The 15,938-nt window shown below is 44.7% G+C and carries 7 protein-coding genes; 2 read left to right on the forward strand and 5 right to left on the reverse strand.

All coding sequences use genetic code 11. From position 1 onward, the window contains the following. Positions 1-166: 166 nt before the first annotated feature. Positions 167-2,365, reverse strand: coding sequence for a transglycosylase SLT domain-containing protein (locus tag QUA16_RS15135; protein WP_333103035.1), 2,199 nt, complete (start codon positions 2,363-2,365; stop codon positions 167-169). 393 nt (positions 2,366-2,758) lie between these two features. Between QUA16_RS15135 and QUA16_RS15140 the strand changes: the two genes are divergently transcribed. After that, positions 2,759-4,237, forward strand: a complete 1,479-nt coding sequence (locus QUA16_RS15140; RefSeq protein WP_333103033.1) for a leucyl aminopeptidase — start codon at positions 2,759-2,761, stop codon at positions 4,235-4,237. A 412-nt stretch (positions 4,238-4,649) separates the two neighbouring features. Next, the gene (locus QUA16_RS15145) at positions 4,650-6,872 is read left to right on the forward strand and encodes a PAS domain S-box protein (protein WP_333103031.1); all 2,223 of its coding nucleotides are present in this window, start codon (positions 4,650-4,652) and stop codon (positions 6,870-6,872) included. Between the two features lie 234 nt (positions 6,873-7,106). On the opposite strand, the gene QUA16_RS15150 is transcribed toward QUA16_RS15145, so the two are convergent. The 4 genes from QUA16_RS15150 to QUA16_RS15165 all read right to left on the reverse strand — a co-directional run bounded on the left by QUA16_RS15150 (position 7,107) and on the right by QUA16_RS15165 (position 15,462). After that, positions 7,107-12,500: an AAA family ATPase gene (locus QUA16_RS15150; protein ID WP_333103029.1), complete on the reverse strand. Its 5,394-nt coding sequence runs from the start codon at positions 12,498-12,500 to the stop codon at positions 7,107-7,109. Positions 12,501-12,561: 61 nt separating this feature from the next. After that, a complete protein-coding gene (locus tag QUA16_RS15155) occupies positions 12,562-12,690 on the reverse strand; it encodes a hypothetical protein (protein ID WP_333103027.1) in 129 nt (42 codons plus the stop codon). Between the two features lie 307 nt (positions 12,691-12,997). After that, positions 12,998-14,011, reverse strand: coding sequence for a cytochrome d ubiquinol oxidase subunit II (gene cydB, locus QUA16_RS15160; RefSeq protein WP_333103026.1), 1,014 nt, complete (start codon positions 14,009-14,011; stop codon positions 12,998-13,000). 8 nt (positions 14,012-14,019) lie between these two features. After that, the gene (locus tag QUA16_RS15165) at positions 14,020-15,462 is read right to left on the reverse strand and encodes a cytochrome ubiquinol oxidase subunit I (RefSeq protein WP_333103024.1); all 1,443 of its coding nucleotides are present in this window, start codon (positions 15,460-15,462) and stop codon (positions 14,020-14,022) included. Positions 15,463-15,938 lie beyond the last annotated feature (476 nt).

The raw sequence follows: 15,938 nt of genomic DNA on the forward strand, positions 1-15,938 counted from the left end.
ATGATTGTTTGTTGGGTGGGGGCGGGTTTTTGAGATTGTTTGTTTGGGGCGATTATGGTTGGTGGAACCCGCCCCTAGGAAACCCTATTTTGTAGGGCGGGTTCCACCAAAAATATCTAACAATTACCAACAATTTAGATAAACTCGCCCCCACACCACGAATAATTCACTTGGCTTTTTTCTGAGCAGCCGCATAATGCTCACTCATTAACTGATTAACTTCTGGATTGTAAATCCGCAGATAATTCCAGTAATTCTCAAACACCGATTTCACGTATCCTTTGGTTTCAGGAAAGGGAATCTTTTCCGCAAAAGCATCCGGATCACTAAAACTAAACCTCTTCAACCAATCTGCTACTGCATTTGGCCCGGCATTATAACTCGCCACAGCTAACATCGAGTTATTCTTGTACTCGTCGTGAGTGTGATCCAAATACCACGTACCGAGTTTAACGTTGTCGTCCACATTCTCCAATGAATACTTTTTGAGGCTGATTTGTTGAGCAACCCAAGCTCCTGTTTCCGGCATTACTTGCATTAACCCGGTGGCACCAACTGATGATTTGATGGCGGGCATAAACCGCGATTCTTGCCGGATTAATGCAGTTACTAATACTGGATTTATTGTGCGTTCTTTTGACCACTTGACAATGGTTTCTAAGTAAGGAAAAGGATAAAGTGCTTGCCAATAAATCGGTTGCTGTCTGAGTTCGAGGTATTGGGTTCTATCATCTGGTTTATCGCGCTGCCGCAAACTACCAACCATCCACAAACCGTCTAAATTGTCTCCGACTGCAACTCGCATTAAACCGTCGGTAAACTGTTCGGCAATACTTGGTTCTACGCGATCGATAAATTCTACTTGCCACAGCGTCCAAGCATCTCTATCTTGACCTAATTGATAGAGTTCTTTCAACGCAGGAGAACCCGCAGTTGGTTCGGGGCGCTGAGGGGGCCGCACTACATTGGGAGACAAATCTCGGACTGTGGTAAAGTCGCCGACGGGCCAGCCGAGAAGTACAGCCGATCGCCACGCAAAATATGATTCTGGATAGCGTAAGATCGTGTAGTCAAACGCAGTCTTGGCGTCTTGTTGGCGGCCGAGTTGCTGTGCCCATTTCCCGACCCAAAATGCTGCTTCTGGAGCTTGTTCGCTGTCGGGATTGTGGGTGGTTAATTCTCTCGCCCACTGCCAAGCTGATTTTAAATCTCCGCCTTTGGCAAACTGCTGGGCGATCGTCCACCGCAATTCGCCTGCTTTATCAGAATTATTGTATTTTGTCAAGAGCAATTTCCGGGTTTCTGAGGCGGATTGACCATTGCGTGCTTTGTCGAGAAGTTGGGATTTATCTAACAAAGCTTCGGGGGCATAATTGGGGAATTTGCTAATAACTCGATCGAGCAAAACGATCGCTTCTTTCGGTTCGCTCAGCCGCGACAGCCGAATTAAACCCAAACCAGTATCTTCGGCATCGGGAAACTCGCGCACTAATTCTTGATAGGCAATTCTCGATTCCGGGATTTTTCCGTCGAGCCACAAACCGCGAGCTTTGCGGTAAAGATTTTTGGCGTTGCGGGGAGCTTTCCCGTAAGCAATAGCTCCTTTGCCATAATCTTGTTTTTCCCAATAGCCAAAGGCAATTTCTTCCCAATCTTCCGGTTTTAAAGAGGCGCTGTTTCGCTGCACCAGTTGTTCCAAAATTGTCCCGTAATCTTTGACATAATGACCGTGTTTTGCTACGAGCAGCATCAACTGCGGCTGATTGGGATTTTCTTTTAACTTGCCGAGGGCAATTTCTACGCTGCGGGGATGAGCGGGAAATTCAGTAATTGCCTGTTGCCAATATTCCGGTTTTGACTTGCCTAAAACATATAAAGCTTCCGCTGCTACCGGGTCGCTGGGATAGTTTTTGAGCAGTTCCTGCCAAGCTTTTTGGGCTTTGCCTTTGTCGCCGCTCAATTGGTAGGCTTCCGCTCTTTTTAGGGCAATGTGAGCAGCTAAAACCGGATATTCTTGCTCTAATTTGTCCAATAACTTTAATGCTTTGGCCGCATTTCCTTGCTGGATTAAATCGCTGGCAAGCAGGTAGCGGGCGCGGCTTTGAGGGGAGATTTCCTGCTGCGGGTTTGTACTTGCAGACTCAGTAGCTGCGAGTTCAACTAATTTCGCCGCTCGCTCGCTCGGTGACAGCGATACCAGCATCTTGACTTGCGATTCGGAATTCGCTGCATTCTGCGGCTGCTGAGCCTTCTGGATCGAGCCAAAACCCATCCATTTCATCGCAGCAACCAAAGAGCCGATCGCAATAACGCAAACTGAAATGCTGATTAAAACAGAAAATCGGGCCCGGCGTCGTTTTAGCATGGGAAAATTTAAGAAAATAAGAATAGATAACCGATCGTTTGTCAAGAGCCATCACAGGCAGGATGCGTGTTCCACGCCATCACAGGCAGGATGCGTGTTCCACGCCATCACAGGCAGGATGCGTGTTCCACGCCATCACAGGCAGGATGCGTGTTCCACAAGAAATAAATGTTAAGAGTGGGGCGGGTATGAACAGCCGACCCTAAAACAGATTATTGAGATTGGTGCGAGATCCGATCGCAGGCGGACTTGGCTGATATAGTAGCAGAATTTATTTCGATGTGGAGCGGAGAATTTGTGCGATCGATCTATTTACCCGCACCAACGAAAAACCACAAACCACCCACTGCAAAGTACAATCTAAAATCTAAAATCTAAAGTGTAAATCAAAACATGGAATTTCTAGTCACCGATACGCCCCGCTCTGTTTGGACAGGAGACGCCCTGGCAATTGGTCTATTTGAGGACGGCTTGGAGTTCACCGGCGAGCTGGCACAATTAGATGAAAAGCTGGCAGGGACTTTGAAAGAGCTGCTACTGGAAGTAGATTTTAAGGGCAAAGTGGGCACGAGCGCCATCACCCGCGTCGGCGGCAATAATCCCATTCGCAAAATTGCGATCGTCGGTTTGGGTAAAACAGAGGACTTAAAATTAGACACCGTGCGGCAAGCTGCAGGCGTTTGCGCCAAGTTAGCCAAAAAAGAGAAATGCAAAACCCTCGGAATTAGCTTTCCGGTGTGGAAAAACGCGCCGGATTCTACAGCAAGCGCCATCGCCGAAGGTGTAGAACTCTCCCTGAATCAAGACAACCGTTTCAAATCGGAAAAGGAAGACAAAAGCCCGCAACTCGAACAAATTCATTTGCTTGGTTTTGCCGGTACAGAAAGTGCGATCGCCCGCGCCCGCCAAATCACTGCCGGAGTCATTTTAGCACGGGAATTAGTCGCAGCGCCGGCAAATTTTGTCACCCCGATTACAATGGCAGAAACCGCTCAAAGTCTAGCTGCCGAATGCGGTTTAGAATTAGAAATATTGGAGCAGGAAGACTGCGAAAGACTCGGCATGGGAGCTTTTCTAGGCGTGGCCAGAGCATCCGATTTGCCGCCCAAATTTATCCATTTAACTTACAAACCCGAAGGCACACCGCGCCGCAAAATAGCAATTGTGGGCAAAGGATTGACCTTTGATTCTGGGGGTTTGAACATCAAAGGGGCCGGCAGTGGCATTGAAATGATGAAAGTAGATATGGGCGGCGCTGCCGCTACTTTGGGAGCGGCAAAGGCGATCGGGCACATCAAACCGGATGTGGAAGTTCACTTTATCAGCGCCGTCACTGAAAACATGATCAGCGGCCGCGCCATGCGCCCTGGAGACATCCTCACAGCTTCCAACGGCAAAACAATTGAAGTCAACAATACCGACGCTGAAGGTCGTTTAACCCTGGCTGATGCTTTGGTATTTGCTGATAAATTGGGAGTTGACGCAATTGTAGATTTAGCAACTCTAACCGGGGCCTGCGTAATTGCTTTAGGCGACGATATCGCGGGTTTGTGGAGTCCTCAAGATAGCGTCGCCGCCGAAATAGTCGCCGCATCAGAATTGGCAGGCGAAAAATTTTGGCGGATGCCGATGGAAGAAAAATATTTTGAGGGCTTGAAAGCATTGCACGCCGACATGAAAAACACAGGCCCACGTCCCGGCGGTTCGATTACGGCGGCGCTATTTTTGAAGCAGTTTGTAAAGGATACTGCATGGGCGCATTTAGATATTGCCGGCCCGGTTTGGACTGACAAAGAAAATGGCTACAATGGCCCTGGGGCTACGGGTTTTGGAGTTCGCACTTTGGTGCATTGGGCGCTGGGCGGTGCTTAATTGTGGATTGCCAGCGGAAAAATTGAGATTTTCTCTGCCTTAAAAGTCTGTTAGTCCATCTGTGAGCCAGGGGTTAAAAACCCCTGGCTCACGGCTTAAGTAATCTAAAAGAAAATTTAATAGTGCTCATTAACAATTTAAATGTATCTGAAGCAATAGGTAGGCGAATCTATGTATTCCGTCACAGGGAGCAAGGTAAGCGTTGCTAGCCGTGAGGCTCACCATTGCTCATACTTGGGAAAAGCTTCGTTCCCAGGGCCCCACCTCGATAGTTTTGGCATTTCCTGAAAAAATAGCTGTTTCATAAAAAATGAAAAAAGTATATAATTATGTAAATATTTCACTAGCCGAAATCAAATAATTAGATTTGATCGGATTTGCATTGGTACAGATAATTTTTTTCTTGAACTTTATGCAAGAACAATTAACAATTTTTTTTTCAACACTTGCTGTATCTTCTACACTCGCCTGCAACCTGGTGCCGGAGTTGCGACTGTACGCTGTTTTTGACTCGCTGACGGCACTGGCTTATTGCTCGATCGCCCTATCTTTAGTTTATTTGACCCGCCAAGGTTCTCACCGCAAGATTTTCCGGCTGTTTGCCGTTGTTTTTTTTGCCTGGGGCGCTGCTAAATTGACGGAAGTTTGGACGCTTTGGCATTCCATATATTGGCTGTCGGTAACTCTCAAAGCTGCAAGTGCTTTAATTTCTTGGCTTTTAGCCACAACCGCCCTCGCCCTGCTGCCAAAAGCACTTGCCGAGTCTGGTTTCAATCAAAAAGAAAAATTTCAACAAATATCGTTAAAACAGGTAGAAGAAAATCAGCCCCACCATGATATCCAGAAAGGAGAATTGGCAAAACAAGCGCTCAATTTTTACCCTTCAGATACTATTGTCGATCGCGCTTTAGCTCTCAATTCGCTTAACGAACAGTTAGAAAAAGAAATTGCCGATCGCCACCGGGTTGAGGAAAAGTTGCAACTGACTCAATTTGCGATCGACCGATCGGCAGATGCGATATTCTGGATCGGGCCCGACGGTAAATTTTTGTACGTCAACGACGCTGCTTGCACTTCATTGGGATATTCTGAAGCAGAATTGCTCTCGATGACGGTGCATGACATCAATCCAGATTTTCCCCAAACTGCTTGGAGTTTGCACTGGAAAGTCTTAAAACGCTGCGGTTCGGTGAATATTGAAGTTCACCACATCACTAAGTACGGTCGCATTTTTCCGGTAGAAATCACAATCAACCATTTGGAATTTAACGGCAAAGAATATCAGTGCGCGTTTGCTCGCGACATTAGCGAACGCAAGCGGATTGAGGCAGCTTTGCGAGAAAGGGAAGAAGAATTTAGGTCATTAGTTTCTAGCATTCCCGGTGCGGTTTACCGGTGCAGTGCTGCGGGGCGATCGAGCGTAACTTTTATCAGCAGTGGCATAGAAGCTATTTCCGGCTATCCTGCCGCTAACTTTATGCAAAAACCGGTGCAGGCTTTTCCGAGTATAGTTCATCCCGATGACGCTGAGTATATCGAGACAATTATCGATCGGGCTATTAAGACAAAACAACCTTACATCATCGAATATCGCCTAATTCACTGCGACGGAAATGTGCGGTGGGTTGTAGAGAAAGGTCAAGCCATTTTCAACGCAGACGGTGAAGTTTTATCCCTCAACGGCGCCATTTTTGACATAACAGAGCGCAAAGCAGCAGAGGATGCTTTGCGGCTCTCCGAGGCGATCGCCAACAACAGAGCTCAGCAGCTAGAAATCGCTCTCAAAGAACTCCGAGAAACTCAAGCTCACCTAATTCATACCGAAAAAATGTCAAGTCTCGGTCAAATGGTAGCTGGAGTAGCTCACGAAATTAATAACCCTGTCAGTTTTATCTACGGCAATATTTCCTACGCCAGCCAATATATCAGAGACTTGTTGCAGCTTGTGGAACTTTACAAAAAACACTATCCTCAGCCAGCGGTAGAAATTCAACAATGTATTGATAATATCGATTTAGAATTTTTGACAGAAGATTTACTAAAAATATTATCTTCGATGAAAATGGGAGCCGATCGCATTCGCGAAATAGTTTTGAGCTTGCGAAATTTCTCGCGTTTAGACGACTCGGTAAAAAAGCCTACAAACCTTCATGAAGGCATAGACAATACGCTCCTAATTTTACACAACAAACTTCGTGCCAGAGGCGACTATCCCGAAATTAAAGTAATCAAAGATTATGGTAAAATCCCTTTAATTGAATGTTATGCAGGTCAGCTAAATCAGGTATTTATGAACCTGCTTAGCAACAGTATTGACGCCTTGGAAGATGCTTGCAACCAAAAAAGGCGAGCGGCAGCCGACGGCGACGATTGGAAACCAACTATTAGCATTCGCACAGAAGCCCTGAACGAAAATAGTATTTGCATCCGCATTTGCGATAATGCGATCGGCATGACAGAAGACGTGCGGAGCCGATTATTTGACCCGTTTTTCACGACAAAACCGATGGGAAAAGGCACTGGTTTAGGGTTAGCCATCAGTTACCGAATTGTCGCGGAAAAACACGCCGGAGCCTTAAGCTGCCGTTCCACCGTTGGAGAAGGTACGGAATTTGCGATCGAGATTCCTTTATGAATTAGTGCGACGGAAGTATCAAAACTTGGCAGAAGTTATCGCTCACTATAAATTGTAAAGTGTGGTGTAAAAAACTTTTAATTTTCAAGAAAAATCCCCAAATTGGCTATAATATCAAATCCGGTAGCATCGGAATTATTCATCTCTGTATTCTCTCCCTCTGCGTTCTCTGCGCCCTCTGCGGTTAAATCATTCCGATGCAACCGGAAACGATATAAATTACCAAGGTAATAATCAACATGGCAGTGAAATTATAAATTCTGTACCTATACCTAAAGTTGAGTTGACATCGAGCCTACCGCCGTGTTTTTCAACCACAATCTGCCGTGCGATAGGCAATCCCAACCCCGTACCTTTCCCTACTTCCTTGGTAGTAAATAACTCATCAAAAATCTTCTCTTGCACTACTTCACTCATGCCCACCCCGTTATCTTTGATGCAAATTATAGCTTGTTTTTTGTCGCTACAAATGTCGGTCCTAATGGTAATTTGATTGGCGATTTCTGCATAATGTCTTCCTTGATTTGATTCCTCCAAAGCATCGATCGCATTACCTAACAAATTCATAAATACTTGATTCAACTGTCCGGCATAACACTCCACGGGTGGCAAATTCCCATATTCCCTAATCACTTTGATTTCTGGACGAGTATCGTTAGCCTTGAGTCGATGTTTCAGGATCATAATGGTGCTATCGATGCCATCGTGGATATTGCAAGCTACGGGATAGTTGGTATCGGCACGGGAGAATGTCCGTAGACTGGTACTAATATCCCGAATCCGCTTCACGCCTTCCCGCATCGAACCTACTAATTTCGGTAAATCTTCCCGGATGTATTCCAGATCGATGTTCTCGATTTCTTCTTGAATCTCTGGATCGAGTTGCGGATATTTTTGTTCATACAAATCGAGCAATCCAAACAAATCTTTGATATAATCTAAGGCGGGTTGAATATTACCAACCAAAAAACCAACTGGATTATTAATTTCGTGAGCCACCCCAGCCACTAAGTTTCCCAAGGCTGACATTTTTTCGCTTTGAACTATTGTTATTTGTGCCTGCTTGAGAGCTGTAAATGCTTGTTGAGATTCTTGATACAAACGGGCATTTTCTAAGGAAATAGCAGCTTGAGAAGCCAGCAAATTTAGCACTTCAATGCGATCGCTCGTAAATGCCCCAACCGTCAGGTTATTTTCCAGATAGAAAACTCCTATCAACTGCCCTTGATTAAGAATTGGAATACAAAGAACACTGATCGGCTGGTGCTGTTCAATATAGCGATCGCTCCCAACCTGGGAACTTACCCTAGCATCAACTATTACCAAAGGTTTCAAACTGCGCTTGACAGTGTTAACCAAACTAATTGCTACATCCTTACTTGATTCTAGAGGTATTGATGGTAATAGCTCAGGTTCCTGTCCCTCTGCTACAAGCGCCGCTACCTGTAAATACTGTTTTTGTTTGAGCAATAAGACACACTTAGTGGCGCCAGCATTCGCGATCGCTATTTTTAAAAGAGTAGTCAGGAGTTTATCTAGTTCAATTTCGCCTGAAAGGATTTGAGAAGCTTTGAGCAGGGTAGCCAAATCCAGACCCTGAGAGATGCTGGTAGAAGAGTAGCTTGAAGCGAGCGTTCCCCAGGCGTTAGCGAAGTTTACCGTAGGTATCGTTTCCTTGAAGGAGATAGATGTGTGAGGTTGCTGAAGGATGGGAGCGAGGAGTTGAGGATAACGTTTTTCCAGATCCTCTACTTTCGCCTTGGCTCCCCAACGACTGTAGGCATAATAAGCCTCGATCGCATAAAGTTGGGCAAATTTTTCTTTACCCCATTCTAGGTAAAATTTCGCGGCAACTTCATTAGCTAGTGCTTCTTCGTTGAGGAATTGATTTTCTTTGGCGAGGGAGATGGCGCGATCGTACAAATCTATAGCTTCTGCTTTATTCCCCAAAACTCGTTGCTTTTCTGCCTCAACTAAATACCATTTATGCAAATAATTCATTGGAGCATTTTGTGCCCATTGGTGTAGAGTAGTTTGATGAGTTTCCACCAGGGTAATAATTTCGACTCGCTCAATTTCTGGCGATGTGGGAGATAGCGCCAAGTGCGTCAGCGCTGCATAGAAATGGAAAATGGGAACAAGAATGAATCCTGGTATTCCTATCAAATGATTCTTGGCTATGACGCTATGGTCTAGGGCAGCCGTGTAATTTCCGAAAGAGTAGGCAAGCAGCAGTTTATAGATGTAGGCAAAGGCGATCGCAGTCAGGTTATTGTCCTGATGATGCTTAGGAATCATCACCGTTTCATCGTAGGTAGTTGCGATTAAGCAATCCGGTTGACTTACGCCTTCCCTCAAGTTGTACACCAATCGCTGCATCATATCTAAATAAATCTGGGCAGCATATTGCTTTACCTGCACCATAACAGCGCTATAACCTGCTATTTCGGACTCCCAAGTGTCCAGTTCTACCCCAGCGAAAAAGTTGGCTTGAGCGTAATGTAGTATGTTGTAGCCAGCGTGTAGAAAATCACCAGTTTCCATGCCAGCCGTAAAGCCATCTTTCAGGATCGGTATTGTTGCCCTCATAGCTTTCTGACGATGCTGAATAAATGTCCCACACAAATTATGAATTCTAGACTTGAATTCCCGCACATTGAACTGATCTAGCACTTTTAGCGCCAATTTACCAAAGGCATAGCCTGTTTCCACATCTCCAAAAAAGGCACACCGCACCATCCCATAAAGCGCATACCCCACAGTTGATGCGGGCGCATTCCCAAACTGAAGTGATAAACTCACCATCCTTGAGCTAAGTAGGGGTAGCAAACCCGTCCTCCCCACAAGAATGGTTGCAAACAACATACCTAACAGTTGCATGGCTGCCTGAGTGTGGGGATCGCTCATCGCAGGCAAGTCAACCAGTTGCTCAATTCGCCTGCTTTGGAGTTGGTTGGCAAGGTTCTGTAGTGCCTTGCCAATCAAGGCTTTGTCAGGTTCGGTGGGGAGTTCAATCCCCAATTGCGCCAGTGCATTTCTGCCCACGGCGATCGCTTCCAACACCTTGTTCTGGGCTGACCGTGCGGCGATTTGAATTTCGTATATTTGAACTTTATCTAAAATCGTCTGGGCTGATTCCAACACCAGTGCGGCTATTTGTTCCATACCATCAAAGTCTGCATTCAAATAGGCGACTTCAGCGGCAGCAACATAGAGTTTTAGCGTTAATTCATACTGGCTTTGCCAACAATCCAGTGATAGTAGCCCAATCCCCTTTTCTACATAAACTCTTGCCGCAGAGTATGCTGTAGAATTTCTGGCTTTCTGTCCCGCTTTTAAGTTCAGTTTAGCTAAGGCTTCTCGTTCGCTAGGTTGGGTAATTAACTCAATTCCTCGATTCAAATGCCCGACAATATCAAACAGTTGTTCCTCTTGCTCTATTTCGGAGCAATTTTGCTGGAGTAACTGTCCTATTTTGAGATGCGTTGCTTTTTTTTGCGAATCAATAATTAGCGAATATGCGGCTTGCTGGACGCGATCGTGTAAAAATCGATAAGTTGGATTAGCTGAAGCCTGGAAAACTTCATCACTATCCGATTCGGTAAAGAACTTATAGATTTTTGTCGTGGGAATAACCAAACCTTCCTGCAATGCTTTCCATAAAGCCGTAGCCGTCATTCCAGCAGATTTCTCACTGACAATTACTAACGTATTCAAATCAAATTGTGCTCCTATACAAGCCGCTAATGTGAGAACCTCCTGAGTTTCTCTGGGCAACTTCTGCAATTGCACTGCCATGAATTCAACAACATCATCAGTGATTGCTAAGGCTTTGACTTGGGCAATATCACACTGCCAATACCGAATATCCCAATTAAAGCTAATTAGCTTATCGTCATGTAATGCCTTGAGAAACTGAGTGGCAAAAAAAGGATTTCCCTGAGTTTTTTGATATACTAACTTTGTCAAAGGTTGGGCAATGGATGATTCGCTATTCAGCGTATCCGCCACCAACAAATTCATATCGGGTTCGCTTAACGGTGGCAAAGTAATCGTATTCACTGTTGCCCCCGTTTTAACTATCTCATTCACTGTTAAGATAAATGGATGCACGGGCGAAACTTCATTATCTCGATATGCCCCTAATACTAATAAATATCCTGTCTCCATCATCAATAATTGTAGCAAATTCAGAGAGGCTGAATCCGCCCATTGCAAGTCATCCAAAAACATCACTAAAGGATGTTCTTTGCTCGTGAAAACTTGCACGAATTTCTGCATTAGCAGATTAAAGCGATTTTGGGAGGCACTTCCTGACAATTCTGTTGCAGGAAGTTGAGCGCCAATTATGCGTTCTAACTCAGGAATCACGTCAATCAAGACTTGTCCGTTGTCTCCCACTGCTGCTAAAATCTGGGTTTTCCATGTTTGCAGTTGGGTATCCGATTCTGATAGCAATTGACCCATTAAGTCGCGGAAGGCTTGCACAAAGGCACTGAAGGGAATGTTGCGTTGAAATTGATCGTATTTGCCTTTGATAAAATAACCGCGCTGACGGACAATGGGTTTATGAACTTCATTGACAACGGCGGTTTTCCCAATTCCCGAAAAACCTGCTACTAGCATCATTTCGGTGCTACCTGTGCTGACTCGCTCAAAGGCAGCTAATAGTTGAGCAACTTCTTTTTCTCTACCGTAGAGCTTTTCGGGGATAGTAAACCGATCGCTAATATCGCGCTTTCCGAGCTCAAAATCTTCTATTTGGGCTGTTTTTTGTAACTGAACTAAACAAATCTCTAAATCGTGCTTGAGTCCTAATGCACTTTGATAGCGTTTTTCGGCATTTTTTGCCATCAGCTTACTGACAAGTTGCGATAAAATTAAGGGAATTTTAGGATTAATTTGATGGATCGGTATCGACTGTTTAGCGAGGTGAAAATGCACCAATTTCATCGGGTCATCCGAGATAAATGGCAACTGTCCTGTCAACAATTCATAAAAGGTCACACCCAGGGAATAAAAGTCACTACGATAGTCAATGCCTCGATTCATCCGTCCTGTTTGTTCGGGGGAGAGATAGGCTAATGTTCCTTCTAAAATATTTGGATTCTGAATTTCTTGGGTTTCTCGTGGTAGGAGGGATGCAATACTAAAGTCAATTAGTTGAATTTCTTGGGTGTCTGGGTTAATGAGAATATTAGCGGGTTTAATATCTTTGTGAATGACTCGGTTTTGGTAGAGATAGTGAATAATGTCTGTTAGTTGTATGGCGAGTTGGAAAAATTCTGCTAAAGGTAAAGCTTGAGATGGTTGGGTTTGATTTGTTGCTGTTTGGAGATAAGTAGATAGGGAGACTCCGCCAAAGTCCTCCATTACTAGGGCATAGCTATTCTGGTATACTTCCAGCGTCAGGGGTTTGACGATGTGAGGGAAGTCGAGATTTTTGGCAATGGTATATTGGTTGCGAAACTGGACGATCTCGTTGAAGGTGGGGTATTCGTTTCGCAGCAGTTTGATGACGACTGGGTATTGATCGCGGGTACGGATGCCTCGATAGACTAGGGTACGTGTACCTGCATAAAGTTGCTCTGTAATCTGATAACCTGACAAATTTGCGATCGCATCCATAACTTGTTGACCCTATATTATACAACAGTTAAATTAAAACATTCCATTCCATTGTATTTTATTATTTGACCAAGATAGCGATCGCAAACTCTGCACCCTCGCTAGGGAGAGAATTAACTGTAATTTTTCCCCAATGTTTATCAACTATTGTTTTACCGAAAGCAATTTGATCCGGTGCCCCCGGATTCATCCGTGTACCTGTGAAAAAATCTCCGCCTCCCGATCGCAACTCCCGGACTCATCCGTGCGAGTAATCTCAACTCTCAACTTTCAACTTTCAGGTGGCATGACGTGCGATCGCTAATCCTAAATTAGTTTCTTTGCCTACTCCGCACTATTTGCGCTATGTTATGTATAGTATGGTTGCGTAAGTTCTGATAATATCAGAAAACAATAATTTGTAATTTTTCACCGCCAGCAAATATACGCAGATACACCAGGATATAAACTTGATAATATCTGCGTATATTTGCCTGCATCTGCGGTTGTATTATGCTTTATTCCCGGTAGTGACCGCCGACAACCTTACCCCGAAACACAACATAATTGTAGATGTTGTAAAAAATCATAATCGGGATCAGAATGCCCATAAACACAATCATAAATACCAGGGCGCTGGGCGAAGCTGCGGCTTGGTAAATCGTAATTTGCGAGGGAATAATGTAGGGAAAAACAATCAATCCCAAGCCGATGAAAGTCAGCAAAAAAATCAGAATCGTCCAGATAAACGGCGTTCGTTCTTCCTTGCTTGCGAGACTTTTCAGCAGCAGTCCCACCAATAGCACTCCCAACAAAGGAATCGTGGCAAACACATAAACTAGCGGTTTCTCGAACAACCTGGATCTAGCACTTTCGTAAAAAATCGGAGTGGCGATCGTAATTAAAATCGCTCCGATTAAAGTTGTCACCGCCGCAATTTTAGCCGTGCGATAGTGATTTGTTTGCAGTTCGCCCTCCGTTTTCATAATTAGATAGGTTGAACCGATCAAAACATAGCCTTGAATCAGCGTCAAAGCAACCAAGATCGATCGCCAATCCAGCCAGTCCCAAGTAGTACCCACAAAGTGACCTGCTTCATCAACCGCAATGCCTTCGAGCACCGCACCGAGGGCAAATCCTTGAGCTAAAGCTGCTAAAAAACTGCCCGCACCAAAGGCATAATTCCAGAATAATTTGCGATTAGAATGCTCGCGAAACTCAAAGGCGACAGCGCGAAATATCAAACCAAAAAGCATCATGCAAATTGGTATATATAGCGCTGTCAAAATCGTACCGTAAGCGAGGGGAAATGCGCCAAATAAAGCGCCTCCCATCAACACCAGCCACGTTTCGTTCGCATCCCAAACGTTGCCCAAACTCGTCATTAAAATGCCCCGGCGTTCCTCATCGGAAGCAGTCAGAGACAGGATACCTACTCCTAAGTCAAAACCGTCTAGCATGACATATAGCAGGAGAAACAAAGCCAAAACTACAAACCAAACTTGCGGGAGAAAATGCTCCAAAGCTTGCATACAATCTCCTATTGTTGTGCTTCTGCGGGACGTTGATCGGGAATATGTTCTGCGGGTTGACTTTCGATTGCAGGTTCATTGTCTAAACCTGGCACAGGCAGACTTAAATTAGGGCCTTGGCGGATAATTCTACTGCCAAAATACAAAGCACAAACAAACAAAAAGCTGTAAATAACTGCAAAGAAACTGAGAGAAGTTAAAACATTGCTGGCGGGGATGTTTGACACCGCATCAGCAGTGCGAATTTGCCCGTATAAAGCCCAAGGTTGTCTGCCGACACAGCGCACAATCCAACCCGATTCTACAGCAATATATCCCAGGGGAGCAGCTAATATCCAAGCGCGCATCAGCCAAGGTTGACTGCTAATATTTTCAGCAGCAAGTTTGCCTCGCAGCCACTGAATTATACTGAACAGCATCAGTCCTACAAAAAAGAATCCAATCCCGGACATGATGCGGAAACAATAGTAGATTAAACCCACCATCCGGGGTCTGTCTTCTGGCTTCCATTCCTTCAATCCGAGTACGGGTTCGGAGAGTTTTTGTTTGAATTCCAGAACGTATCCTAAGCCATTGGGAACGCTAATTTCCCAATCATTTCTTTGGGCTTTTTCATTAGGCAAAGCTAGCAAAGTCCAATCTGCTGACTCTCCCGCTGGTGAAGTTTCCCACTTAGCTTCGATTGCTGCTAATTTAGTGGGTTGGTAGTGATAAACTTGTTCGGCGCTCAAATGTCCGATGTATATTTGCAAAGGTGCAACGGCGATTGCGGTCGCTATGGCAATTTTTAAAGACTTGGAAAAAAAGGCTTGGTTGCGCTTATTGAGAATGTACCAAGCGCTAATTCCCCCAATGACAAACAGCGAAGTTTCTAACGTCGCAAAAAACATATGGAGAATGCTGTTTAATGCGAAGGGGTTCATAATTGCTTGAAAGTAATCGCTGACAATAAACTTGCCATTGACCATTTCTCCGCCGGCAGGAGTTTGCAGCCAAGAGTTAGCGACTAAAATCCACACGGTGGATAGGTTAGCGCCGAAGGCTACCATGATTGTAGCGAAATAATGGACGATCGGGTGAACGCGCTCCCAACCAAACAGCATAATGCCTAAAAAGCCGGCTTCTAGCATAAATGCCATTGAAGCTTCAAATCCTAAAATGCTGCCAAAAAAGTCACCAACTGCTTCTGAAAATGGTGCCCAATTCGTGCCAAACTGAAATTCCATCGGAATTCCTGAAGCTACTCCAATACCGAAGTTGAGGACGTAGAGTTTCGACCAAAAACGAGCGTGATGGTAGTAGTCGGGATTGCGAGTTTTCAGCCACATTCCTTCAACAATTACCAGATAAATTCCCATTCCCGTAGTCAGAACGGGCCACAGCATATGGAATATGGCGGTTAGCGCAAATTGCATCCGTGATAGCGCCACGGTGTTAGATAAGATATCCATCGTTATATCCTTTGCTCAGTTCAAGATAGGTTAGCTTGCACAAATTCCATAATGGACACTGGTTATAATGTAGTGTAAAAATTTGTGACATTTTGTATAGTTGGCAATTTTTAAGGTTTTATACAGATTTCGGTTGTATTTTCTTGTATGTTAAAATAGGTAGATTATGCTTTGTCGTTGGGTGGGGGCGGGTTTATGAGATTGTGGGTTTTAGGCATTTATTATCGGTGAACCCGCCCCTACAAGATTTATGTTCGGTGATGGAAAGATTATCTTAGTTGGGTGGGGGCGGGTTTATGAGATTGTGGGTTTGAGGCATTTATTGTCTGTGAACCGGCCCCTACAAGATTTATGTTCGGTGATGGAAAGATTATCTTAGTTGGGTGGGGGCGGGTTTAGGAGATTGTGGGTTTTAGGCATTTATTATCGGTGAACCCGCCCCTACAAGATTTATGTTCGGTGATGGAAAGATTATC

The organism is Microcoleus sp. S13_C3 (genome assembly GCF_036700905.1).
GTDB lineage: Bacteria > Cyanobacteriota > Cyanobacteriia > Cyanobacteriales > Microcoleaceae > Microcoleus.